At 63.5% G+C, this 23,431-nt stretch carries 19 protein-coding genes and 1 tRNA gene; 10 read left to right on the top strand and 10 right to left on the bottom strand.

Annotated elements, in window-relative coordinates:
* Window positions 1-12 precede the first annotated feature (12 nt).
* Together FJV41_RS27345 and FJV41_RS27350 are read right to left on the bottom strand one after the other, a co-directional pair.
* A complete protein-coding gene (locus FJV41_RS27345) occupies window positions 13-768 on the bottom strand; it encodes a M16 family metallopeptidase (protein WP_246137444.1) in 756 nt (251 codons plus the stop codon).
* Window positions 769-866: 98 nt separating this feature from the next.
* Window positions 867-1,409: a hypothetical protein gene (locus tag FJV41_RS27350; protein WP_141645510.1), complete on the bottom strand. Its 543-nt coding sequence runs from the start codon at window positions 1,407-1,409 to the stop codon at window positions 867-869.
* Window positions 1,410-1,632: 223 nt separating this feature from the next.
* Between FJV41_RS27350 and FJV41_RS27355 the strand changes: the two genes are divergently transcribed.
* From FJV41_RS27355 to FJV41_RS27380, 6 genes are all read left to right on the top strand, one after another.
* Complete coding sequence (locus tag FJV41_RS27355; RefSeq protein ID WP_181790971.1) at window positions 1,633-2,835, top strand: C39 family peptidase; 1,203 nt, start codon at window positions 1,633-1,635, stop codon at window positions 2,833-2,835.
* A 128-nt stretch (window positions 2,836-2,963) separates the two neighbouring features.
* Window positions 2,964-3,716, top strand: a complete 753-nt coding sequence (locus tag FJV41_RS27360; RefSeq protein ID WP_141645512.1) for a DUF8737 domain-containing protein — start codon at window positions 2,964-2,966, stop codon at window positions 3,714-3,716.
* 160 nt (window positions 3,717-3,876) lie between these two features.
* Complete coding sequence (locus tag FJV41_RS27365; protein WP_181790973.1) at window positions 3,877-4,434, top strand: HAD family hydrolase; 558 nt, start codon at window positions 3,877-3,879, stop codon at window positions 4,432-4,434.
* Complete coding sequence (locus FJV41_RS27370; RefSeq protein WP_181790975.1) at window positions 4,431-6,593, top strand: lysylphosphatidylglycerol synthase domain-containing protein; 2,163 nt, start codon at window positions 4,431-4,433, stop codon at window positions 6,591-6,593. Before FJV41_RS27365 ends, FJV41_RS27370 begins: the two co-directional genes overlap by 4 nt.
* Before the next feature lie 28 nt (window positions 6,594-6,621).
* Window positions 6,622-7,371: an NTP transferase domain-containing protein gene (locus tag FJV41_RS27375; protein WP_181790976.1), complete on the top strand. Its 750-nt coding sequence runs from the start codon at window positions 6,622-6,624 to the stop codon at window positions 7,369-7,371.
* A 66-nt stretch (window positions 7,372-7,437) separates the two neighbouring features.
* Entirely contained in the window at window positions 7,438-8,280 is an 843-nt protein-coding gene (locus FJV41_RS27380; protein ID WP_217446358.1) for a glycosyltransferase family 2 protein, read from the top strand.
* On the opposite strand, the gene FJV41_RS27385 is transcribed toward FJV41_RS27380, so the two are convergent.
* Complete coding sequence (locus FJV41_RS27385; protein ID WP_141645517.1) at window positions 8,209-9,957, bottom strand: hypothetical protein; 1,749 nt, start codon at window positions 9,955-9,957, stop codon at window positions 8,209-8,211. The genes FJV41_RS27380 and FJV41_RS27385 overlap by 72 nt on opposite strands.
* Window positions 9,958-10,448: 491 nt before the next feature.
* Between FJV41_RS27385 and FJV41_RS27390 the strand changes: the two genes are divergently transcribed.
* The 3 genes from FJV41_RS27390 to FJV41_RS54985 all read left to right on the top strand — a co-directional run bounded on the left by FJV41_RS27390 (window position 10,449) and on the right by FJV41_RS54985 (window position 14,894).
* On the top strand, window positions 10,449-12,068 hold the full coding sequence (locus FJV41_RS27390) for an LVIVD repeat-containing protein (RefSeq protein WP_141645518.1): 1,620 nt from the start codon (window positions 10,449-10,451) through the stop codon (window positions 12,066-12,068).
* A 567-nt stretch (window positions 12,069-12,635) separates the two neighbouring features.
* Window positions 12,636-14,147, top strand: a complete 1,512-nt coding sequence (locus FJV41_RS27395; protein WP_181790978.1) for a DGQHR domain-containing protein — start codon at window positions 12,636-12,638, stop codon at window positions 14,145-14,147.
* 6 nt (window positions 14,148-14,153) lie between these two features.
* Window positions 14,154-14,894, top strand: a complete 741-nt coding sequence (locus tag FJV41_RS54985; RefSeq protein ID WP_141645520.1) for an HNH endonuclease — start codon at window positions 14,154-14,156, stop codon at window positions 14,892-14,894.
* Between the two features lie 593 nt (window positions 14,895-15,487).
* Here the strand turns inward: FJV41_RS54985 and dbpB (FJV41_RS27405) are convergent.
* The 7 genes from dbpB (FJV41_RS27405) to FJV41_RS27440 form a co-directional block, all read right to left on the bottom strand.
* On the bottom strand, window positions 15,488-16,648 hold the full coding sequence (gene dbpB, locus FJV41_RS27405; RefSeq protein WP_141645521.1) for a DGQHR domain-containing protein DpdB: 1,161 nt from the start codon (window positions 16,646-16,648) through the stop codon (window positions 15,488-15,490).
* 25 nt (window positions 16,649-16,673) lie between these two features.
* The gene (gene dpdA / locus FJV41_RS27410) at window positions 16,674-17,939 is read right to left on the bottom strand and encodes a tRNA-guanine transglycosylase DpdA (protein ID WP_141645522.1); all 1,266 of its coding nucleotides are present in this window, start codon (window positions 17,937-17,939) and stop codon (window positions 16,674-16,676) included.
* Window positions 17,936-19,075, bottom strand: coding sequence for a DGQHR domain-containing protein DpdB (gene dbpB, locus FJV41_RS27415; protein WP_141645523.1), 1,140 nt, complete (start codon window positions 19,073-19,075; stop codon window positions 17,936-17,938). The genes dpdA and dbpB (FJV41_RS27415) overlap by 4 nt, the downstream gene beginning before the upstream one ends.
* Window positions 19,076-20,040: 965 nt before the next feature.
* Window positions 20,041-20,691 (bottom strand): 7-carboxy-7-deazaguanine synthase, encoded by a 651-nt coding sequence (queE, locus tag FJV41_RS27425; protein ID WP_141645525.1) that lies wholly within the window; start codon window positions 20,689-20,691, stop codon window positions 20,041-20,043.
* A 468-nt stretch (window positions 20,692-21,159) separates the two neighbouring features.
* Window positions 21,160-21,597: an ester cyclase gene (locus tag FJV41_RS27430; protein WP_141645526.1), complete on the bottom strand. Its 438-nt coding sequence runs from the start codon at window positions 21,595-21,597 to the stop codon at window positions 21,160-21,162.
* A 153-nt stretch (window positions 21,598-21,750) separates the two neighbouring features.
* Window positions 21,751-21,823 (bottom strand) — tRNA-Phe (locus FJV41_RS27435).
* Between the two features lie 87 nt (window positions 21,824-21,910).
* Entirely contained in the window at window positions 21,911-22,405 is a 495-nt protein-coding gene (locus FJV41_RS27440) for a sigma factor (protein WP_141645527.1), read from the bottom strand.
* Window positions 22,406-22,526: 121 nt separating this feature from the next.
* Here FJV41_RS27440 and nhaR point away from each other — a divergent pair, with 121 nt between their 5' ends.
* On the top strand, window positions 22,527-23,426 hold the full coding sequence (gene nhaR / locus FJV41_RS27445; RefSeq protein WP_141645528.1) for a transcriptional activator NhaR: 900 nt from the start codon (window positions 22,527-22,529) through the stop codon (window positions 23,424-23,426).
* Window positions 23,427-23,431 lie beyond the last annotated feature (5 nt).

Genomic DNA, 23,431 nt, shown 5'->3' on the forward strand with positions numbered 1-23,431 from the left:
GCGTAGGCAGAGTCAGATGTGTATACGCGACACCTCCACGAGCGCGAAGATTTCAGCGGGCGTGACGGCGCCGGTGAAGATGAGCGTGCCGTTGTTGGGGGCGTAGTAGGTCTTGAAGTAGCGCTGGAGGTCTTCGATTCGCCACGACTCGATGTCGGAGGGCCAGCCGATGACGGGGAACTGGTAGGGGTGGGCGACGAAGGCGGTGGCCTGGACCTGCTCGGCGAGGGCGCCCTCGTTGTTGTTGTCCACGCCGGAGCGGCGCTCCGAGTAGACGACGCCGCGCTCGGACTCGATGACCTTGGGGTTGAAGGCGAGGTGCTGGAGGCGGTCGGCTTCGAGCTGGAAGATGATGTCGAGCGCGGTGCGAGGGAACCAGTCCTGGTAGACGGTGACGTCCTCGGACGTGAAGGCGTTGTTGGAGCCGCCGTTGGCCTCCATGACGCGGTCGAACTCACCGGGGCCGAACTTCTTGGCGCCGTTGAACATCATGTGTTCGAAGAAGTGGGACAGGCCGGTGATGCCTGGGTATTCGTTGCGGCTGCCAACGCGGAACCAGTTGTAGAGGGCGACGTTGGGGATGTCGTGGTCGGGCCAGACGATGACCTTGAGGCCGTTCTTGAAGGTGCGGGTCTCGACGCTGGCGCCGAGCTTCTGGAAGGACGAGGCGGCGGGCTTGGAGGCCGCCTTGCCTTGCGCCTGGGCGCCGGCGGCGGGAGCCACCAGCAGCGCCAGGCACGACGTCCAGAGGAGGGACTGACGGAACATCCGTGCTCCTGTCAAAGAGGAAGACGCCCGGGAACGGGCGGCGGCGCACGATATTCCAGTTTCAGCCCCCCGTACCTACGCGGCGGGACGGGTGGAGCTCAGGCCCCGAGCACGCCGCGCAGCACGTCCTGGAAGTAGTTGATGCTTCCGACGTGCGTCTGGTGGTGTTTGGCGGACTGGTGGAGACGCAGGACGACGGCCTCGAACTCGGCCTGGCTGACGTCGCGCAGGGACATGTAGAGCCGGGCTGCGCCCTGGAGGTACGAGAACAGGGGGTTGCGGTCGGTGCCGTCGGGCCGGCGCGCCAGGTGGCGGTAGAGCCGCTCGAACTCCTGGTCGGTCTCCGTGTTGCGCACGGCGCGGCAATAGCCGGCGGCGGTCGCCTCGATGAGGATGAAGAAGGGGTGGTACTCGGGAGGCGGGGTCTTGGCGAAGCTGGGGGGCTTCTTGTCACCGGTCCACAGCTTGGAGATGGGCTGGAGGGTGACGTGCGTGAGCACCTCGCCGGCCCGCACCTGGGCGCGAGCGCCGACGGGAACCACGTGCTTCTGGTCTTCCCACTCCACTGCGACAAACAGCCGGTCCGGAGCGTCCACCCTCACGCCCGCCTTCTCCAGCTCCGCCACTGCGTTCGCGTCCATCTCTTTTCACGCCTCCGAGCCCCCTCTCTACCCCGCCCCGGGCCTCCAGTGCACCCGGCTTCGCACGCTGACGTCCGCTCGCCTCCCCTGCGGAGGCAGCCACCGTCACCTCCAGGACCCCTGCTTCAAATCCAGACATCACCTGGGGCCCCCCAGGGCCCTGGGGATGCGCTCGGCGCCCAAACAGGCAATAAATGCCGGACCAGGATACCCAGGAGGCGTCATGAGGGAGTGCAGGTCGGCCGTGCTCGTGCTGCTCATCACCCTCGCGCTCGTACCGGCGATGGCCACCGCGGGGCAGAGCGCCTCCATTCGCTGGGCGGCGAGCCGGGGCGATTTCGTCACCTGGCAACTCAGCGGCGTGAGCAGGGCGGCGGATGGCGCCCTTCAGCTCTTTCCAGGTCAGGCCTGGGCCGGCACGGACCCGTACGGGCCCGGGGGCTACCATGGGGGCACGTATTACAACGGCGGCTCGTTCGTTCAAGGCGAGGCCACCAGCCCCATCATCACCAGTGCGTTCGGCTTCCGCGAGGCCATCGCTTCCTGGGAGGCCACCACGCCCATGGGGACCTGGATGGAGACCTTCGTCCGCGTGCAGGTGGCGGGTGCCTGGACGAAGTGGTTCAGCCTGGGCGTGTGGGCCTCGGAGGGCGCCACGGTGCGGCGCCACTCGGTGGACTCGCAGGCGGACACCGTGGCGAGGGTCTCCATCGACACGTTGCTCGTCACCGCCAAGAAGTCGGCCGCGAGCGCGTGGCAGGTGAAGACCCGGCTGTTCAGCGCGGACGGCGTGGCCACGCCCACGCTGCATGCCAGCGCCCTCACCTTCTCCACCTCGCCGGAGGCCAGGCCCACCGTCCCGGCTGGCAACCCCGCTCGCTGGAACCAGGTGCTCGACGTGCCCCGGTGCTCGCAGATGGTCTACCCCGATGGGGGCGAGGTCTGGTGCAGCCCCACGTCCACGGCCATGGTGCTGAAGTACTGGTTGCAGGACACCGGTGGCTGCGAGTCGAGTGTGCGGGCGGCGGTCAGCGGCACCCACGACTGGTACTACGGCGGTCACGGCAACTGGCCGTTCAACACGGCGTATGCGGCCCGCCAGGGCTTTCAGGCTCACGTGGCGCGCTTCACGAGCTTCGCCCAGTTGGAGCCGTGGCTCTCCGCCGGCGTGCCGGCCATCCTCAGCGTCGCGTGGGGCAAGGGCGAGCTGACCGGCGCTCCCATTCCCTCCACCGCGGGCCACCTCCTGGTGCTCGCGGGCTTCGACGCGACCGGCAACCCCGTGGTGAACGACCCAGCTGGCGCTGGCGACACCGCCGTGCGGCGCACCTACTTCCGCTCGGAGCTGGAGCCGCTGTGGCTGTCTCGCTCGGGAGGCACCGCCTATCTCATCTACCCACGGGGCTGGCCGGTGCCCGCGTTGTAGCGGCGCCGCATCGGGGGCTCGGCGCCTCGACCCCAGCCTCCGTGGAGCGGCCTCCGTCGAAGATCCGCCATCCCCATTCGCCGCGCCACGGAGCGTCGAGGTAGAAGGAGTGCTCGGGAGACACCACCATGCAGGCTCCGTCGTCGGTCCTCACGAGCGGTTTCGGGGTGCTGGTCCTGGCCGTCGCGGGCCTCCTGGTGGTGGCGACCTGGCACGCGGGGCGGCGACTCGGGGAGACCCCACGTGGGACGCTGCGCTGGACGGCGTTGGCCGTGGGTGTCGTCGCCTTCGTGCTGGGCTCGAGTGGCGTGCTCGCGGCGCGCGGCGCGCTCGCCGACATGGACTCCATGCCGCCCACGGTGTTCGGCGTCATCCTGCCCGCGACGGTGCTGACGCTCGTGCTCGCGGGCTCCAGGTTTGGCGAGCGGCTGGTGCTCGGGCTGTCGCTGGAGGCCCTCGTGGGGTTTCAGGTCTTCCGCGTCGCGGTGGAGGTGGCGCTCTGGGCGCTGCACCGCGAGGGCATCGTGCCGGTCGAGATGACGTTCGAGGGGCTCAACTTCGACATCCTCACGGGACTGACGGCGCCGGTGATGGCCTGGCTCATCCACCGGGGGCGAGCGCCCCGCGCGCTCGTGGGAGCCTGGAACACGGCGGGTCTGGTGCTCCTGCTCACCATCGTCGCCATCGCGGTGCTCGCATCGCCACCGTTCGCCCGGGTGTTCGAGGCCACGCCGCGCAACACCGTCATCACCACCGCGCCCTTCATCTGGCTGCCGGTGGTCCTGGTCCAGGCGGCGCTGTTCGGGCACCTGCTTGTCTTTCGCTGGCTGCGGCGACACCGAGCGTCGGCCCCTCCCTCGCTCGCCCCGCCGGCCGGGTGAGCACCGGGCGAGGGAGCACCGGAAGCACAGGCCCCGCCCCTGCCCCGAGGACTCCAGGCCCACGAAAACCAAAGGGCCCAACCTTGCCTTCACGCCAGGGGCCCGGTATCTGGCCTTGCGTTGCGTGCCCGAAGGTCAAGGCCACGTCGTCGGGGAGTCGATGATCCGCTGCATGCTGTTCGACATGGATGGGACGCTCCTCTTCACGGAGGAGGCCAACTTCGTCGCGTACCGGCGAGCCTTCGCGGAGGAGGGCTTCAATCTGGAGCGAGCGGCCTACCAGCGCGCCTTCGGCCTGCGCTTCGACGCCATGGTGCGCGAGGTGGGCGCGAAGCTGGACGCACAAGCCGCCGTGCGGGTCCGCGACGCCAAGGCCCGCTTCTATCCGGAGTCCTTCGACCAGGTGCGCCCCAACCTGCCGCTCATCGGCTTGCTGCGCTCGGTGCGCGCCCACCATGTCACCGGGCTGGTGACGACGGCGGCGACCACCAACGCGCGCGCGCTGATGGCGCATTTCGACCTGGCCCACCTCTTCGACGTCACCGTCTTCGGCGAGGACGTGGAGCACCCCAAGCCCCATCCGGAGGGCTACCTCCGCGCGGCGCGACTGGCTGACGTGCCCACCGCGCAGTGCCTCGCCTTCGAGGACAGCGCCAGTGGCGTGGCGGCGGCCGAGGCCGCGGGCATCACCGTGGTCCGCGTCCAGGAGGCCCCTTGAAGCATGCTCGCGGTTGGGGCCTGGCCCTGGTGGCGGTGGGGCTGCTCGTCAGCGCCGCCTTCCTCTCCCGCTTCGTCGACGGGTCTCACCAGTCCGGTCAGTGGGTGCCCGACAGCACCCTGGCGGTGTGGGTCATCCCCCTCGCCGTGCTCTGCCAGGGGCTGGCCCACGTCCTGCGCGCGAAGAACGCCCAGCGGCTCTTGCGTGTGGTGCGGCCCACCACCTGGCGCATCCTCTTCTCCGGCCTCTCCGTCGGCTTCCTCTTCAACGCCCTGCTCCCCTTCCGGCTCGGTGAGCTGGTGCGTGCGCACCTCATCGGCCGGCAGATGCGCATCAGCCGCGCGGTGGTGCTCTTCACCATCCTCTTCGAGCGCGCGGTGGATGGCCTCGTGCTGGCGCTGTGCGCGGTGGGAGTCGGACTCGCGACGCGCGCGCAGGCCCCTGAAGCAGCGGCGCTGATGCTGCGCCTGGCGATGGGCGTGGGCGCGGCGAGCGTCGCGGTCGCCGTCCTCGCCTGGCTGCTCTTCACGCAGAACCGCCGCATGTTGCGCGCGGTCGGCGCCTTCACCGCGCTGCTCAATGACAGACTGAAGGACCGGACGCGCTTCGTGCTCTGGTCCATCATCTACGGCACCCACGTCATCTTCCGCTCCGCGCGCCTGGGCCGCTTCGTCGTCACCTCCATGGGCATGTGGGTGCTCTACCTGGGCTCCATGGCCGCGCTGGCCCACGGCTTCGCGCCGGGCCACGGGGCCCTCGCCATCCTGGGCACCGCCGTCTCCGCCTACCTCGCGGTGGGCGTGCCGTCGGGGCCGGGCTTCCTGGGGACCTTCCACTACTACTTCTCCGAGCTGGCGCGCGGGCTGTTGGGCATCGACGGCGTCCCGCTGGGCCTGTCGCTGGTGTCCTGGGCGGTGCTCATCGGCCCCTTCTCCGCGGTGGGGCTCTACTTCCTGCTGCAGCGCGGCCGCGAGCAGGCCGCCGATGCCCCCGTCGCCCTGGAGCCCTTGAAGAACAAGCTGCACCGCGACTCGGACATCAGTCGTGAGTTCAGCCACTTCCTGGACGAGTACTTCTCCGGGCAGGCGCTCAGCCACGTGTTGTCCACCGGGGAGCTGCGCGGCGACTTCCGCATGGTGCACACATTCAAGGGCGGCTCCAACGCGAGCACCCTGCTGGTCTGGGACGGTGAAGGCCTGCGCGTGCGCAAGGTGACGCTGCCCCAGCACCTGGAGAAGCTGAAGGCGCAGCACGACTGGCTGGAGTCCCGCCGCCATCTGCCCCACCTGCCACGGCCCCTGCGGGAGCTGCGCACGGAGGACTACTACGCGTTCGACCTGGAGTACCGGAAGGAGTACGTCCCCTTCTTCCAGTTCATCCACTCCGAGGATGTGGAGCGCGGCAAGCAGGTGCTGGACCGGGTCCTCGACTTCGTGGACCAGCACCTCTACGAGCACGCCGAGCGCCGCGACGAGCCGGACATGCTGGAGCGCTACCTCCGCGAGAAGGTCGTGGCCAAGGTGAACGACGCCGCGGCCCTGAGCCCGACGCTGGCCGCGCTGCTCGCGCACGACACGCTCTGCATCAACGGTCAGCACTACGAGAACATGGGCCCGGCCCTCGCGCGACTGAGAGCCAACCCGCGCGCCCTGGCGGAGCTGGCCAGCATGCGGCAGACCCCCATCCACGGCGACCTGACGGTGGACAACCTCATCGTCCGCAAGGAGGACGGCGACTTCCTGGTGTTGGACCCCAACAACGAGAACGCCATCAGCGACCCGGTGGTGGACCTGGGCAAGCTGTGCCAGTCGCTGCACTCCGGCTACGAGTTCCTCTGCCAGGTCTCCCGCGCGAAGGTGGAGGGCGCGGTGGTGGAGTATGAGGAGTCCATGTCCTCGCGCTACGCGGAGCTGTACCTCCACCTCCAGCGGCGCTTCGAAACCACGCTGCCGCCCGAGGTGCGCCGCACGGTGCTCTTCCACGAGGCCGTGCACTACTGCCGCATGCTCACCTACCGGGCCCGCATCAACCCGAGCAGCCTGCCCGCCTTCTTCGCCACCGCCGTGCGTCTCTTCAACCAGTTCAATGACCAGTACGCGTCGGAGACGTCCGCCAGTCCGCTCCAGGGCGAGGACCCCTCGCGCAAGCGTCTGGCCTGAGCGTCTTTCCGGAAAGGTCCCCGCCCTCATGCGTCCGCTCCACGTCCTGCTGCCCATGGCGGGCCTCGGCTCGCGCTTCGCCGATGCGGGCTTCACCACGCCCAAGCCCCTCATCCCCGTGGACGGCATCCCCATGGTGCTCAAGGCCCTCTCCAGCCTGTCGGACTGGGGGCTGGACGTGGTGCACACCGCCGTGGTGCGAAGGCCCCACGAGGAGCAGTTCCAACTGGCCACGCTGCTGCGCGAGGCCATCCCTGGGCTGGACGTGGTGATTCTGGAGGAGATGACCCGAGGCGCGGTGGAGACGGCCCTGGCGGCCTCCGGGCGCATGACGGGCGAGCGTGGCCTCTTGGTGATGGACTGTGATTTGTGGTTCGACAGCCCCGCCTACCGCGAGCTGGTGCGCGGCGCGCTCTCCGGGGAGGACCCGACGTTGACGGGCGGCCTGCTCACCTTTCCCTCCCAGCTTCCCCGCTACAGCTACGCGAAGAGCGAGGCGGGCCAGGTGGTGCGCACGGCGGAGAAGGTGGTCATCTCCGATGCGGCCATCATGGGCGCGTACTTCTTCGCCACCGAGCGCCACTTCCTCACCGCGGGCCGGCACCTCATGGAGCGGCCCATCACGGAGGGGATGCGGGAGTACTACCTGTCACTGCTCTACAACCTGCTCCTGGAGGCCGGAGGCACGGTGCGCTCCGCGCGCGTCTCCCGCTATGCCTCCTTTGGCACCCCGGAGGAGCTGCGCCAGTACGAGGCCCAGGGCCCCACCGTGCCTTGAATGGCGCGAAGGGGCCCGCCAGGCAGCTCCCGCGTCGCAGCACCTCATCCCTCGAAGGAGATTCTCGTGGCCGCCGAACGCATGCTCGTCTTCATCCCCATGTACAACTGCGAGCGGCAGATTCCCCGGGTGCTCGCCCGCTTCGGCGAAGCCCTCCAGCGTCGCTTCGCCGAAATCATCGTGGTGGACAACGGCAGTCGCGACAACGGCGTGGAGGCCGCCGTGACGGGCCTGTCCAAGCTGGTCCATCTGCCGGGCAAGGTGCTCGTCAACGACGACAACTACAACCTGGGCGGCTCCCACAAGGTGGCCTTCGAGTACGCGCTCGCGCACGGCTTCGACCAGGTGGTCGTCCTTCACGGCGACGACCAGGCGGACATCAACGACCTGGTGCCCCACCTGGACGAAGGGGCGTACCGGGCGCAGGACTCGCTGCTGGGCAGCCGCTTCATGCGCGGCTCGCGGCTCCAGGGCTATTCGCACGTGCGCACCCTGGGCAACCACGTCTTCAACCTGCTGTTCTCCGCGGCGGCGCGCCACCGCGTCCATGACCTGGGCTCGGGTCTCAACCTGTACTCGGCCCGCTATCTGGAGCCCCGCTTCTACCTGGGCTTCCCTGACAGCCTCACGTTCAACATCCACATGCTGCTGGCGGGCATCCACCGGCGCTCGCGCTTCGGCTTCTTCCCGCTCAGCTGGCGCGAGGAGGACCAGGTGAGCAACGTGCGGATGGTGCGCCAGTCGCTCCAGACGGGCCGCATCGCGCTGGAGTTCGCGAGGAGCCCGGAGGCCTTCCTCGCGAAGGACTGGAGCAGCCGTCCCGGACGGCCATACACCTCAACCGTGGTGGCTCAGGTGAGCGGGGGCCACGTCGACCGCACCCGCGCTCCCGCCTTCCCCAGCCGCTGAGGCTCGGGAAGCGGCCTTCGCGCGCAGGACGCGGGCCTCGAACCAGGCCAGCGGCACGGCGAGGTAGCCAAACACCCAGAGGTCCGTGACGTAGGAGGGGTGACTGGCGGGCGCGGCAATGAAGACGAGACCCGCGGGTGCCAGGATGGCGCCCGCCACCATCGCCGACACGGGCAGGGTGCGCCACCGCGACACCAGCCACAACGTGAGCAGGAGCGCTGGCAGGCCATTCCAGGGGAAGTAGAGCCAGCGTCCATGCTCGTAGGGGAGGCTCGCGTCGCGCAGCCAGTGGGTGACACGCGCCAGGGCCTGGGGCGCCTTGGAGTGCTCCAACCCGTATCGCCGGAGCAACTCCGCGCCGTTGGGGGAGTAGAGGTCCTCGGGACGAACCGTCTCCCGGAAGTCCATGACGGGGAAGGAGGCGCGTGGGCTGAGGCCCAGTGTGCCCGCGAAGGTGATGAGCCGGTTGGAGAGCATCAGCGCCGGGTTGTCTCGCGCCATGCGAAGGACGAGGGCGCGCAGCCTGACAATCTTCTCGGGCGTGATGGGAGCGCGCAGGTCGCTCCAGTAGCAGGGGGACTCCTCGAGGATGTAGCGGTCCCGCAGGCAGGAGTAGGTCACCACGGCTTCGATGGTGGCCTGGTCCTCCTCTGGGGTGGCGGTGACGTATTTGTTGACCACCATGAACCCGAGCGGGTTGAGCAGCAGCGACACCGCATATCGCTCCGCCAGCTCGGGCCCGTTCAGTATCAACCGCGGCTCGATGACGCGACGGAACACCTGGTTGATGGCCACCGGGACCAGCAACAACACCACGGCGGCGCCGATGCGCACCTGCCGCGACAGGAGCAGCACGGCGGGGACATAGAGGAACAGCACCAAGCTGTCGCCCCGCAGCAACGTGGCCACCCCGGTGAGGAGCGCCAGTGAGGGCAACGTCACGGGCGTGACGCCGGACTGTCCGGTGAGCACCTTCCGCGACAGGACCCGCAGCAGGATGAGCGCGATTCCCAGCCGCAGCAGCGCATTGAGGGCGTCATGGGAGAGGTTGGTGACGAGCACGGCGACGGGGATGGACGTCGCCACGAGCGCGATGAAGACGCCGCCCAGGCGTCGCGACAACCCCAGGTGCAGCAGCAGGGAGAAGAAGTCCGCCAGCAGCGCGGCGAGGCCCACGACGCAGAAGAGGGAGAGGAAGGGGAATTGACCGGTGGCCCGGTGAATCCCTTGCACCCAGATGCTCCAGAGTGTGCTCAGCCAGGGCTCCACGCGGAGCAGCGACGAGATGAGCAGCGATTGGCGTGCATCGCTGTGCAAATGTCCGGGCCACTCGCCCACCCACCACAGCAGCAGGGGAAGGGCGAACAGCGCCCACAGCCCCAGGAAGAGGCGCCACCGATGGCGGACCGAGACCGGGTCTTCCCGCCGGGCGCCCTGGCTGAAGGACCAGGCGACCATGAAGGTGCCCACCGCCACCACGAGCGCGAGAACCATGTCGCTCGTCTGGAGCACGTGTCGCTCGAACCGGGGGAAGGGACCTGACGGCCAGGTCAGCCGCATGCCCCCGAACACGATGCCGCCCGCGAGCAGGGCCAGCAGGACCTGGCCCATCCCTGGCGGCAACCGGCGCCCCTGTCGGGTCGAGTCCGTCGGTCCCGCCTCGCTTCTCACCACCATCGCGCTCTACCCTCCGGGCCGCTGTCGACGGCCACGCCATTGCTGAAACGGGCCGACCGTACCTGAATCCCGAAACGAGTGCCGAGGCGACTCGCGGGACTTCCCGGGAGGCACGGCACCTCGGCAGGAGGGGCTTCCTCGCCTGCCTGTCCGCCGGCGAATCACGGCGCCTGACGTGGCCATGGTCCTGACGGGGGCGGAGGCGCTCGCTGGGATGGGCGCGGCAAGCGGGCGGCCTCACGCGCGGGCATCCCACGTTGGCGACCATGCCCCGCGAATCGCCGCCGCAGCCATGGAGGGTCTGTGATTGGGGTGAAGCCTCCGGCCGGGTGGGCATCTCCTGGTCCGGAGGTCAAACAATCCTTGCCCGGTGAATGCCATCCCGCAGGGCTAAGGGCATTGCCATACAGACCCGAAGGGCAACCCTGCGCTAATCGCTCCCTTCGCGTGCGGCGTCCGCTCCGGACCTCGCCTCCCGATAGGAGCCTCGCATGGCCCTCGGTTCACTGCCCCCCCGTGCGGTTGTCATTGGATGCGCCTTGCTGTGCTTCGCCTGCTCCGACAAGCCGGGGCCGGCGGAGCCACCGCCTCCTCCCGTGGAACCCTGGGATGGGACGTACACGCCGCTCGTGGAGACGACGGACTGGGTCGACCGGGGCCCCTACGCGCCGTGCACCTTCACCGGGGTGCAGGGGTCCATCGTCGACTGCGACTCGCCATCGCTCTTCGACCTGTCGAAGTGTGACACCGCCTCGCTCTCCACCCTCGATGCACACGGCATCTATGGGGTGGACGTACGCAACGTCGCGGGCTATCCGGACTTCGTTGGCGTCCGGATTCCGCCGGACGGCGGCACAGGGACGATGGAGGGCCGCCCGCTCACACGTCAGCAGGTGACTGGAAGCTTCCAGTTCTCGTCACGCTACACCCTGCGGAACGTGGTCCGGCAGACCGTCATCGTCGGGTGTGGCGTTCAGCCCTCTGGAATGGTGACGGGCTGTTTCGCCCGCTGCGCCAATGGAAAAGCCTCCTGGGGCACCTTCGAGGCCGCGCGGATGACGTGGGGACGAGGGGAGAGCGAGTCATCGGGAGGCCTGCGCCTCATCTCCGAATCGGATGTCCCTCAGAGTGGGTCCCATGTGGACGTCTACGTCGCCCACAAGCACGCCTACGTCGTGTCCACCAACCTCGACCCGGGGACCGAGGGTGGGCTCGCGGTGTTCGACGTCAGCGACCCGAGCCACCTCGTCCTCAAGAAGAGCATCACCTTGCCAGGGGACTCGTTCTGGAACGCCGCGTGGACGAAGGACGACACGCTCTACGTGGCCAGCAGAAGCTCGGGGGTCATCGTCTTCGACATCTCCAACCCCGCGGACCCCCTCTTCGTGCGCAATGTGCCAGGGGGCGCGCCCCTCGACGTCCACACCCTCTTCGTGGATGGCAACAGGCTGTACGCCGTGTCGCCCGGGCCCGCGCCCACCGGGGAGACGCTCGTGTTCGACATCTCGACGCCGCGCGACCCGACGTTGCTCAACCGCATCGTCGTCTCGGACACCACGTCCTATATCCCCTCGGCGCACGACTCCTTCGCCTACCAGGACCGGCTCTACATCAACCACTTCAGCTCGGGCTACGTGGTCTTCGACGTGAAGGACCCGATGAGTCCGCGCGAGCTGGGCACATACACCTTCCAGACCGAGAACAGCTCATCCATGAGCCATTCGGGCGCGGTGGGCACCTTCGCGGGGAGGACCATCGCCTTCGAGGGTGGAGAAGGACAGGGAACCCACCTGCGCGTGCTGGATGTCACCGACCCCACGAACATCCCGCTCATCGGCACGTACAAGCTCCGCTTCCACGCCTCCATCCACAACATGATCCTCAAGGACAAGCGGCTCTACATCGCCTACTACCAGGAGGGGCTGCGGGTATTGGACGTCTCCATTCCGACCAACCCGCGCGAAATCGCCTACTTCAACACCTTCCGCGAGTCCAACCCCGGCCTGACTGACTGGATGACCGAAGGCGCCATGGGCATCCGCGTCCCAGGAGACGGCTACGTGTACGTCGCGGACTCGACCCGCGGCCTGCTCATCTTCAACGAGCTCTGAACCCTTCCGCGAGGCGATGCCACTCCACACGCCAGGTCCCCGTGCCCCTCCCCAAGAGCCGGAGCCATGGCACTCGTAACTGGACTCCGGCGGGCCCTGTCCGCCTTGGCCACTCTCCGCGCCCCCTGGTAGAAAGGAGTTGAAGCAAATCAACCGACCCTTCTCGCGACAACCTTGAGTTGAGTACCTTGTGACACCACCCCAATCTCACCGTGAGAATGGGAGAATCCTACTGGCATACCTAGGACGTCAGCAACCTAGACAGCGAGCCCCTATTCCAGGAAAATCGCTCAGCCTCTCGTGCGCGCATCTCATTCCCACCGAAGACGCCCCTTCTCGATGTAGTCTCCTTCAAGGGTGAGTCGACCCGCGAACCACAACAACTTCTCGAGGGTCTCGCCATAGGTTCCAAAAAGAATGGGCTGTCGACGGATGCCATGCACGCAAGATCCGTGACGGGCACAAGCACACGCGGAGGGCCAGAGACCGATAGATTGAGACTTCCTCCTATCCAATGCCTCACAGCATTACATCATCACTGACACTCAACACCCAGAGGGAAACCCCGTGGAAACATTGCAGTCGCAACTTCGACGCGAAGAACTCGAACTAGCAGGCTCGATTGGCGCACAGGCCATCCCACTAAAAGATCGTATTCTCGAACTCTTCCGAACCCTCCCAGACCCTCTACTCTCTGCGGAGGAGGTCGCTAAGCTACTCGCAACACCAGACCAAGCAACAGTCCTAGAAGCACTTGGCGCTCTTCATTCCGAAGGAAGCCTCGAAAGAAGTCAAACGACATCTCGGCCACTCGACCCCGAGGGCATCACTCTCTTCCGCATCGCCGGAAAGCCTTTTTCTCGCCTCAAACTGGTCGGCATAGAATCGCGACTCAGCAATGGGCAGTCTAGAATCCAGTTCACATGCGACGGACGACTCATTCGATCAATCGCCAAAGTGGATCGACTCGACAGCCTCTCCAAAACTGGCAACCAACGCGATGAGATTGCCCGTCATGTAAAATCAATCGCCCATGGGATATCTGGAGGAACACAAGTACCCAACTCAATCCTCATCATACTCGTCGCCGAACAAGTCGCAGATACGGATGAAGAGGCTCCAGAATCTTTTGTTCGCATAACACCACTTGGCGACTACACGAGAGTTTCATCCCCACTCGACGACTCGGCTACAATTCAAGAATTTCGACCTATCCAGATCGACTTCCCATACCGCCGAGCGGCCTTCGATGAAGAAAAGTCTGCACTGCTCGTGGATGGACAACAGCGCACAGCGGCCCTTTCCCTCGTCGACATCGACATCGTTCCTCACTTTGCGCTATCCGTTAATGCACAGGTAAGCACTGCGGAGGAGGCAAGAGCAGTCTTCCTAGTGGCCAATACAACGGCCAAAATCGAAACCCAGTTTTCCAGAGCGCTTATCGCGGCAATGTCAGAATCCCCTGCGTATCTTGCTTCAGAGCGCCCAAGGGCGCTTGCAGCGCGAAGCCTCGCAATTGAGGATCCTGACTCGCCATTCTTCAATCTTGTCCAGTATCCTGGGATGAAGGCGGGCAAGAAGCCGCCCGTAGTCTACAATTCACTCTTTCAAGTACTCACCGTCTTTAGCGAGAGTAGCATCCCACTTGGAGACAAGCCCGAGCAAACACTCGCCTATATCGCAAAGCGTGGCTTCAACCTCATTCGTCAATATTGGCCGACAGCCTGGGGCTTAAAACCCAATGATTCACGTCTAATGCATGCAGTCGGCCTACGGGCGATGGCTGGACTGCTCGTCAACAAACTCGAATCGCTCTATCCCCAGCACGGGAGTCTCGAAGCCGAGGCTCTCTGGGTAGACGTTTCTACTAGCCTAAAACGGCTACAACCCCACCTCGTCTGGACTATTGCAGATACGAGCAATGCGCTAAAAACAGCCGTCAAGACATACAGCGACGAGATATCCTCTCGACAGAATACGAGTCAAGACATTGCAGCTCTTACTAAATCCATCAAGAGAATGAGCCTAGACCTAGATACCGAAGCGGCAAAGGTGTCGACCAAGAGCAAGAAGCCATAGAATCCGATGTCTTCCGACCCGATCGAGACTCTCCTCAATGAGATTAAGACTGAATCCGCCGTACTCGGCATCAGTCTTGAGCATGCTCTAACCGAGAAAGCAAGGGAACTATCACTTCGCGTATTTCTACGGTGCCTCCCCAACGACACCATCAAGACGAGTCGTATTGCGGAATTCATCGCCGAGTCTCTAGGTCGCGAGCCTAGTTCGGCACTCATTGAGAAAGTATCAACCGAACAGCGAGGTTCGGTTCTTGAGGAAGCAGAGTATCTTGAACTGGAATCTAGTCAGCTAGGACGATGTGCACTCTGCGGTGTTACATTGACACCATCTGCTCGCCCGCGTGTCGACCATATAGTGCCTGTTGCGCTAGGCGGGAAAAGCAACCTCACGAACTACCAACTTCTTTGCCACCAGTGCAATCAAGGCAAAAGCAAATTAATTGGCTGGATCATGGGAGCTCCCTTCCTCGATGAAGGGCAGAGCTACAAGCTCAGATACTGCGTCCTTACAAGAGACTCAGCTAAATGCACTGACGACGACTGCACCAACACATCGCGACATTCGCTACTGGAGATTTTGCCTATTATTCCGGTTCAGCGCGGAGGCAGATGGATTTTCGATAACTTGCGAACGCTCTGTACCGAACATGCCGAGGCCTACCGCAAAGGGTGGAAAACTGAAGCACTGGCTCACTTCCAGAGTCGAAAATTCGGAGGATTCAATAATCGTTGGCGGACAACGTAAGCATTCAGCCGCCCATCGCCGTCAGGCGGGTCAGCGGGTATACAGTATTCGGCCGACGACCGGAGTTCGGCACGGACATGGAGGCTTGCATGCAGCATGGTGTCCCTTGTGTCAGGAAAGAAGTCGCTTCGGCTGAACTACCGAACTGACCGCTTGATAGGAGAAGTGCAGACGATTGCGGCGCCATACACAGATGCATTCAAAGCGCAGAGGGTGCAGCGGATGATGGGCCCGAGCGCGGTGAGTGCCGCGACACTGGCCCGGCAGATGGGCGTGTCGCAGCCGACGCTGTCACAGTCGCGGGCGGCGAATACGGTGGCGACCATGCCCCCCAGCAGCAGTCGCGGGCAAGGCATGCTCCTGTCACTCCAAGAGCGCAGGGACATATTCGGGCTCCACTCTGCCCGGTGTCCCTCACTCAGAACCGTCAACGACTCGCTGCCTCCGACGGGGCAACGGCGCTCTGCAGAAGGCGCGGCATACTGCACATCACGTGTCGGCGCCCATCGGGCTTACGTCCAACTCGCGCACATCCCATATCGCGTGCGGCCGCCTGCGGGAGGCAAATGCACTCTTCGTTAACGGGCTCCGATCTATCTCGCACGCGCCTGCTTTACATTTTTCCCTCGAGAAGATGATTCAGCAACCAACCACACACGGTTCTTATACTGCGCCATCAAGAAATTCGTCAGCAACTCGATGTCCTTCGACGTATTCTGGAGTTCATTCCATTTCCGATGGACCCCAGAGCCGAAATCCCAAGATCCAGTGGTCCACTGACAGATATCCTTCAATGGAATGAGATCTGACGCAAACTGGCCAGCCGACGGGTATTCTCTTTCACGGAAGCGGTCACTGATCGTATCCATGAGAAACCCCATGCTGATGATGCCTGCACCGTGCATTAGCCTGGACTTCTTCGGTGGCAAGCCCCATGCGGCACTGAACACTGCTTTCACTGCCGCCCAGTAGGCGTGAAGGACGTTCAACATCTTCTCCACATCTGCAGCACCATCTTCAGAATAGAACTTATACAGCACGCCATCACTCAGGCTGCTCTCCAACATCCGGAGAATAGAGTTGTCCTTAATCAGCCCCTGGGGGTTCGTCGCAGTTTGAATCAGCTTATGAAGCGGTGACCCAGTATCCAGATTCAGGCGCTCAAGCAACACAGCAGGCAGGCGGCGGCGGTCGAGTTGAGACGGAAGCCGAGCATTCGTCCCGGGAAGCAGTTCGTAAATCAGCCCCTTTGGGAGTGGCTTCGTCGAGTTGACCAAGATGAACTGCTCGGTCTGCTGACTTACGTCATCCGTGATGAAGGCCGTCATGCAAATGGGGAAACTGTCGATCTGCGCCTCTCGGATGGCGGCCAATCGTTGCTGGCCATCCACGACGAATCCCGGCTTTCTCTCGTCAGGAGCGTCCTCTTCAATTGGAATAGTCAGGACACCGAAGCGAGAATACGGAGAAGTAGCTGCCTTCGTGTCTGGCTTGAACTTTACCCGAGAGTCGAACGCAACCACGACAGCGTTCGGAACCATGGGAGCACTGCTTTCGAGATAGTTGCGAATCTCGTCAATATGAGAGAGCACTTCCGGCCGCTGGTAGCCCACCAATCCGCCGTCGTCCTTGCGCCGGACGCGAGAGATAGCCGCGAACTTCGGGACCAACTTCCCGTCGATGGCGAACGTGTACAGCGTACGACCTGGAGACTGCTTCACTTCAATCGCGGGAAGCTTTAGTTCGTTTCGCATTTGCGTCTCGTATCTTGCTGGGCCCTCAGGCCGCGCTCCCCTTCTTCCCTTGCCCGATTTGATTCTCGAGCTGCTGGTAGAAGGTCCAGATGTTGTGGAAGCCACGCCGACGATTTCTTTCCGCACCGCGGAAGAGCACGACGTGGTAGCGTAAATCTCGGCATACCTCGCAATGGCACTTCCGCCAGGGAGCATCGGCGAGCGTCAATCGATACGCATCCTCGTGACTCTTCTTCGAGTCCGGATCGTACAAGCGCTCATACTCCATCAACACAGCCAGTACTTGCTCAACCGACTTCCGACCCTCCTCGAAGAGCTTCATCGCTTCTAGGCACGCCTTCTCCAGCTTTCGTGCCGTATCTTGGGACACCTCACCCGAGGAAATCTTCCGTTGCAGCCCAGGGTTCCCCTCTACCTGAGGAATTCGTATCGCCGTATAGTTGCGCGTAGGCGTGTAGTAGTTGTCTTTGTCGTCCTTGAATGCCTGCCTCAAAGGAGAAGTACTGTCACAAGAAGTGATGCCCAATCGGGCAAAGGCCTTCAGATGCTCGGTCCTTGAGATTCCCAGCAAGTGCAACTGAATCCCTGGCTTCCTGACCTCATTGATTGCAGCCAGGCACATCAGGAGTTCTGGCGTCTTCAGCGGAACCATTCCCCCAAGAGCAATGAAGCGATACCCCATCTTCTGCAGGGACTTGACGGAGTCTGCATACGACAGTGGACTCCAACCTTGAGCAACCCCCATGGGCTCAAAGGTATACTTCCCAGCCTTATGCTTTCGCAGAAAGCCTTCTGCGAGTTCCAAGGTCAGACTGCGCCTTGCGCGCACTTCCGGCGGCACCAAATCCTTGTCGAAGCTACGAAGGTCTGCTTCCGGCTTGAATAGCAGAATCACATGATCCAGCGAGATTCCGTAGTCGAAGCGACACCCACCATAAAACTCCAGAACCTCCTCAATGGAGTACGGAGGAACCGCTTCCTTCACATACGTAAAGGCCCCACAATCTCCCATGATTGTGAGCTTCTTAGGGGCATTTTCGAGGCGGAAGAACTCCGGCGCCCCCAAGCGCAGCAAGCGATGTCGCTGGGCAAGCGTATACCGACTTCCTAGTGCCGCATATCCGTCCACAATTCCCTTGGACACCAAAAGTCCATCAAAGGGAGTGGTTGAGAAGATTTCGTGCGCATACAAGTCGTCCCGCTGCCTCTTACGCGTCGTCGAACGCCGTTCGCGGTCGAAGTCGAAGCTGGGATCAACCAGGTCCTGACTATCTGGAAAGAAGAACTTCACGCGGCCGTCCGACTGTTGGTCGTGTACGCACGAATCAGCACATTCGAGAGAAGACGAATGTGCTGCGGCGTGTTCTGCAGTTGGTTCCACGCCATGCCCAACTCTTCCCATTGCCCACTCGTCCAGTGACAAACGGGACGCATTCGAGCGAGTTCCGCGCGGACCAATCGAGGTGCTCGAGGAGTATGAATGGGGATATTGCTCATGACCTTGTCCATCAGACGGCCCATGGCGCTGATTCCGGCTCCATGCATCAGTCTGCTTCGAGCTGGAGGAAGACCCCAGGCTTGAGGGAAGGTCTCCTTGACAGCCGTCCAAAACAAAAGAAGTACTCGCCTGACGGATTCAAAATCCGTCTCGCCACTGGCGATATTCCGGAAAGGGAACAGGCATCCTGTAATCCCAGAGAGACTATCCTGAATCATCTTCACCACGGCGGTGTCCGTAACAATCGCCGACTTCCGCGATGCCGTATCCATCGAGGAGCGTCGTATGAGGTTCCGGAAGGGAGACTCGGGATCACGATTCAACAAGTCACATAGCGCAGCGGGAGCCCTACGTGCAGCAAGGTTCGGCGGAAGCAGTGTTGAGACTTCCGGTAGTAGTTCCGTGATAAGCCCTCGTGGCAAGGGCTTTGTATTATTGACCCGAAGGAACTGGTCGCGTTGAAGATCTACTTCATCCGCGATGAATGCATTAACAGGAACCATGAAGTCCCGTCGACGACTCTGAGAGAGCGCCAACGCACGCTGCTGACCATCGACAATCCAGGCTGGTTTGGGTTGCCCTGCCCTTGGCAGCGGGATACTGAGGCTACCCGCCTCGGCCCTCCCGTCATCGACCCGCGGACCTCTCACCTGTTTGAAGACGACTGATGATGAGAGTGCCAGAATGATGGAGTTCGGAAAGAGCACTTCCGCGCCATTGAGGTATTCCGTGATGTTACGGACGTGCCTCTTCACCTCAGGACGCTGATAGCCAAGCAGACGACCACCCGTATCTCTCGAAACCCGAGAGACCTCTGCCACCTGCAGCAACTCATCCGCCGTCAAAGCAAACAGAAAGAGTGGGTTCTTCCTTGTTTGAATGACACGGATGGCGCGGCGCTGAATGGATCTAGGTTTGACTTTTCTCATGAGCCCCCCTGGGTACGAAGAAACAGGCGCTTGAATCGACTCTGCTCACATGCCCGGCCCTCTGAACGCAACAAGCGGAGAGCCGCACTCCAGGACTTCGTTCCTTCTTTCACCGCACGCCGAGCAAAGACAGCCACTTCAGCATCCGACATTGGCTCCCTGTTCGGAATGGCTGGTGGCGAGGTGCTCTCAATGTGTCGCTCGTACTCTTGCTGAGCAACATTTGCGTCGAGACGTCCTCGACGTGTTCCTTCGATCAACTCACGAGCCACCCTCGCATGCAGCGAAAGCTTCGAGCCCCCCAATCGAGTTTGGTGATGCGCACTCGATGGAATCCAATGAGGTGCCAATTCGCCTCTTGAACGTGAGCCTGGAGCGGAGACTATGAGTATGCTCTCGGGTCGATCAATTTGCTGCGCAGCGGCAACAAGGTCTTCCTCAAGCGCAGTGACATATCCAGGGGACGCAATAATGAGGATGTTGGCGCCCGGCTCCATCTTGGCCAAGGACTTGATGCTACGGGGCTGCCCTTTTGAAGGGCCCTCCACTTCCGACAGGACCTTCCACCAAGTTTGCAGTTGCTCTGCGGTGTCTCGCGCTGTGGTATTCGTTACAACCGAATCCACATTCCCCCGCGCAAACGTTGCCGAATATGGCTGGATCGAAGCGTCTCCGGGAATCAGCCCATAACCAGCTGACGCAACCCAGAGTCGAGGGCTGAATCCGTTGGCGCGAGCAACAACAGGAAGCTCCAGGACCGCGCTCCAGTGCGCCCCTGCATAGAGTTCCGCTGCCTGGACCGCCTCTTGGTGCTGGGACATCAGGAGCCGCCACCACGCACGCGCACGCGCGCCAATGTCGACGGCCTTGACGTTCTCCAAGCGAAGCTCTGCTGGTACCGGGAGGCGCTTACGGTCCGTACAACTCGCGATGATGTGGAGCGTCGGCGTCATCGAGCCCGCGCCTCAGGGGAACCCCGCCGACTTGTGCATTTGGATGCCAAGCCGCCACTGGGGATGATTCAAGCAGAACTGCATCGCTTGAGTGGTGTTCCTCGTACGCTCCGGCCCGTCCATCGGCTGCAGGAAGAAGTGCTCGAACTCCAGCGATTCGAACTGCCCTGGCTCGAAACCCGGTTGGGGATAGACGAGCTTCAGTTCGTGCCCCTTTTTCTGGACCAGATCTGTTCCCGCTTTGGGACTGACACAGACCCAATCAATCCCCGCAGGGACTGGGCGCGTCCCGTTTGTTTCAATGGCTAAGAAGAAGCCGCGTGCGTGAAGGGCTTCAATCAAGGGTGCGTCGAGTTGAAGGAGCGGCTCCCCCCCGGTGCACACCACCATGGGTCGTACGCTGGTGCCCATATTCGGTAGCCACGCTGCGGCTACGGCGTCCGCCAGCCCTTCCGCGGACGCAAAGCGCCCTCCGCCTGGCCCGTTGGTGCCAACAAAATCGGTGTCGCACCAGCGTGAGCACCCGCCAGTGCCACGCTCCCGATCACGGGCAAACCCACTCCAGAGATTGCATCCCGAGAAGCGGAGGAACACTGCTGCGCGCCCGGACTGAGCCCCTTCGCCCTGCAGAGTGTAGAAGAGTTCCTTGACCGCGTAGCTCACGGGACATTCTCCCTCGTTCCCACCACTCGCTCGAACAGATTCATCAGGCCTCCAACTTCGAGAAACTGTGGAGCGTGCGCGTGCAGCGAGGGCGCAGTTACTACGATAGATGCATGGCCCCTTTCTACCCCCCTGAGTCAGCTTCCTAGAGAAATTTCCTTTTGTCGGCGGACCACACCCCAGGCCCCAAGATTCCTTCAGCCCTCGCGATGCACTGCGCGCAGCGCCACATGATGGCGCCTACTGGTTGCACCGGCCCCGGCACAGCTTGAAGAACCAGGGATTCGTTCCGGCATCAGATCGGACTTCGCCGCTTAGGAGCAGGGCGCGATGCCCCTGCACCTCCAGAGATAAACAAAGGGCCCTGAACCGAAGTCCAGGGCCCCAAACCTTGGAGCACACCCATTTGGCCTCCTGAGGCTGGCGCGAATCCTCCGAAGCGTTCGTGCCGAACCCTGCACAGTTGGGTCAGCAGAGTTGTCCGTCCGCGAGCTGCTTACGCAGGGTCGCTTCGTCGATAAGTCCCCAGCGTTCGAGCAACTTGCCATCGTCGGAGAAGCGCAGGATGTCCATGACCGTGTAGGAGATCTTGCGGCCTGTCGCGGCGAATCCCATGAAGGGGCCGTGATGGATGGCCTGGGTCGTGACACGACAGGCGACCTTGTCCCCCTCGGCGACGAGGTCCTCGATGGTGAAGCGAATATCGGTCAACGCGGTCCGCAGTTCGGCGAACCCCTTCTTGATTCCATCGCGCCCCAGCATCATGTCCGGGTCCGGGTTGTGGTCCACGGCATCGAGTTGGATGACGTCATCGAGGATGTCGAAGTCCCCGGTTCGGATGGCTTCGTCGAGCTTCGCGTAGAACCGGCGAACGGCGTCCTTGGGAGAAGTCGCAGGAGAGCGCATGCCAGGGAGCCTGGACGAGGCGAGTCACACCGTCTTGAAGGAATCCGACAGGTGTTGATTGAAGCGCATGTCCGCGAAGGTCGTCCGGCACACCAGGCCCAAAAGAAAGGGCCCTGAACCGAAGTCCAGGGCCCCAAACTTTTCAACTCTGTGTGCCCAGGGGCGGAATCGAACCACCGACACGGGGATTTTCAGTCCCCTGCTCTACCGACTGAGCTACCTGGGCGTACGGGTCACCGCGAGAGGCCGCGCTCTCATATCGAGCCCTTCCCAGGGCCGTCAAGCACCCTTTTCCCGGCGCCCCTTCCCTTCGTCATGCGGCACGAGGCATCGCCTCCGCGTCCCAGGTCGTCAGACTCGCGGTGAGCCTCTTCTTCAGCTTCGCCCTCAGCCCCTGCTCGATCTGCCGGATGCGCACCGCCGTCACCCCGAAGCGCCGGGCCAGCAGCTCCGCGCTCGCCGCCTCCTCCGCCAACATCCGCTCCTCCACCAGCGCCCGCTCCCTCGCGTCCAGCTCCGGCCAGGCCTCCTCCACGCTCGCCCGCAGCCTCGCCGCCCACTGCGCCCGAATCCACTGGCTCGCGTACGCCCCGAACGGAATCCCCCGCTCCTCGAACCGACCCGCCGCCTCCATCAACCCCACGTTGCCCTCCGCCACCAGCTCGTCCAGCGGCAACCCGGTCCAGCGGTACTTCCACGCCAGCCGCTCCACCAGCACCAGGTGCTCTCGCACCCGCGCCTCCACCGCCTCGTCGACCACGACAAGCTCAGGCGACTCACAGGACACGCTCACGTTGATGGCTTCCATGGACCTCCTCCGGTCACTTCGGGGCGATGAACTCGCCCCCGAATGCACGTAGAGATAAGCCAGGACCATTCTTAAGAAAATTAGGTAGTTTGAACGCAACCCATAGGTTATCTCTATGGGTATGAGTTGGCTCAACTACCACCATCTCCTGTATTTCTGGACGGTTGCGCGGGCGGGCAGCATCGCCAAGGCGGGCGAAGAACTGCACCTCGCTCAACCCACCATCAGCAGCCAGCTCAAGCTGCTGGAGGAGTCGCTGGGCCACAAGCTCTTCGAGCGACAGGGCCGCAAGCTGGTCCTCACGGACGTGGGGCGCACCGTCATGCGCTACGCCGATGAAATCTTCCGCCTGGGCAACGAGCTGAAGAACGTGGTCGCTGGCCTGCCCCCCGGCCAACAACTCCGCCTCAACGTGGGCATCCTCGACGTCATTCCCAAGCTCGTGGCCGAGCAGCTCCTGAAGCCCGCGCTCGAAGCAGGCCCGTCGCTGCGCATCATCTGCCGCGAAGGCCCCCTGCCCCAGCTGCTCGCCTCGCTCGCCCTGCACGAGCTGGACGTGGTCCTCGCCGACGCTCCCAGCTCCGAGCCCGTCAGCGTCCGCTCCTTCAACCACCTGCTCGGCAAGTGTGGCGTGTCCTTCTTCGCCGCCGACAGTCTGCGGCATCTCAAGAAGGACTTCCCCCGCTCCCTCGACGGCGCGCCCATGCTGCTGCCCTCGGACGAGTCCTCCGTGCGCCGCTCGCTGGACCTCTGGTTCGAGCGCCAGGGACTGCGCCCCCTCATCGCCGGCGACTTCGATGACAGCGCCCTGCTCCAGGCCTTTGGCCAGAGCGGCCACGGCGTCTTCGCCATGCCCTCCGTCATCGAGGCGCAGATGGAGCGCGAGTACAACTGCTCCGTCATCGGCCGCACCGACGAAATCGAGACGTGCTTCTACGCCATCACCGTCGAGCGCCGCCTGCGCCACCCCGCCGTCGTCGCCATCGCCGAGGCGGCGCGCTCTCAAATCTTCAGCGTGTGAGCCCT

Source organism: Myxococcus llanfairpwllgwyngyllgogerychwyrndrobwllllantysiliogogogochensis (assembly GCF_006636215.1).
Lineage (GTDB): Bacteria > Myxococcota > Myxococcia > Myxococcales > Myxococcaceae > Myxococcus > Myxococcus llanfairpwllgwyngyllgogerychwyrndrobwllllantysiliogogogochensis.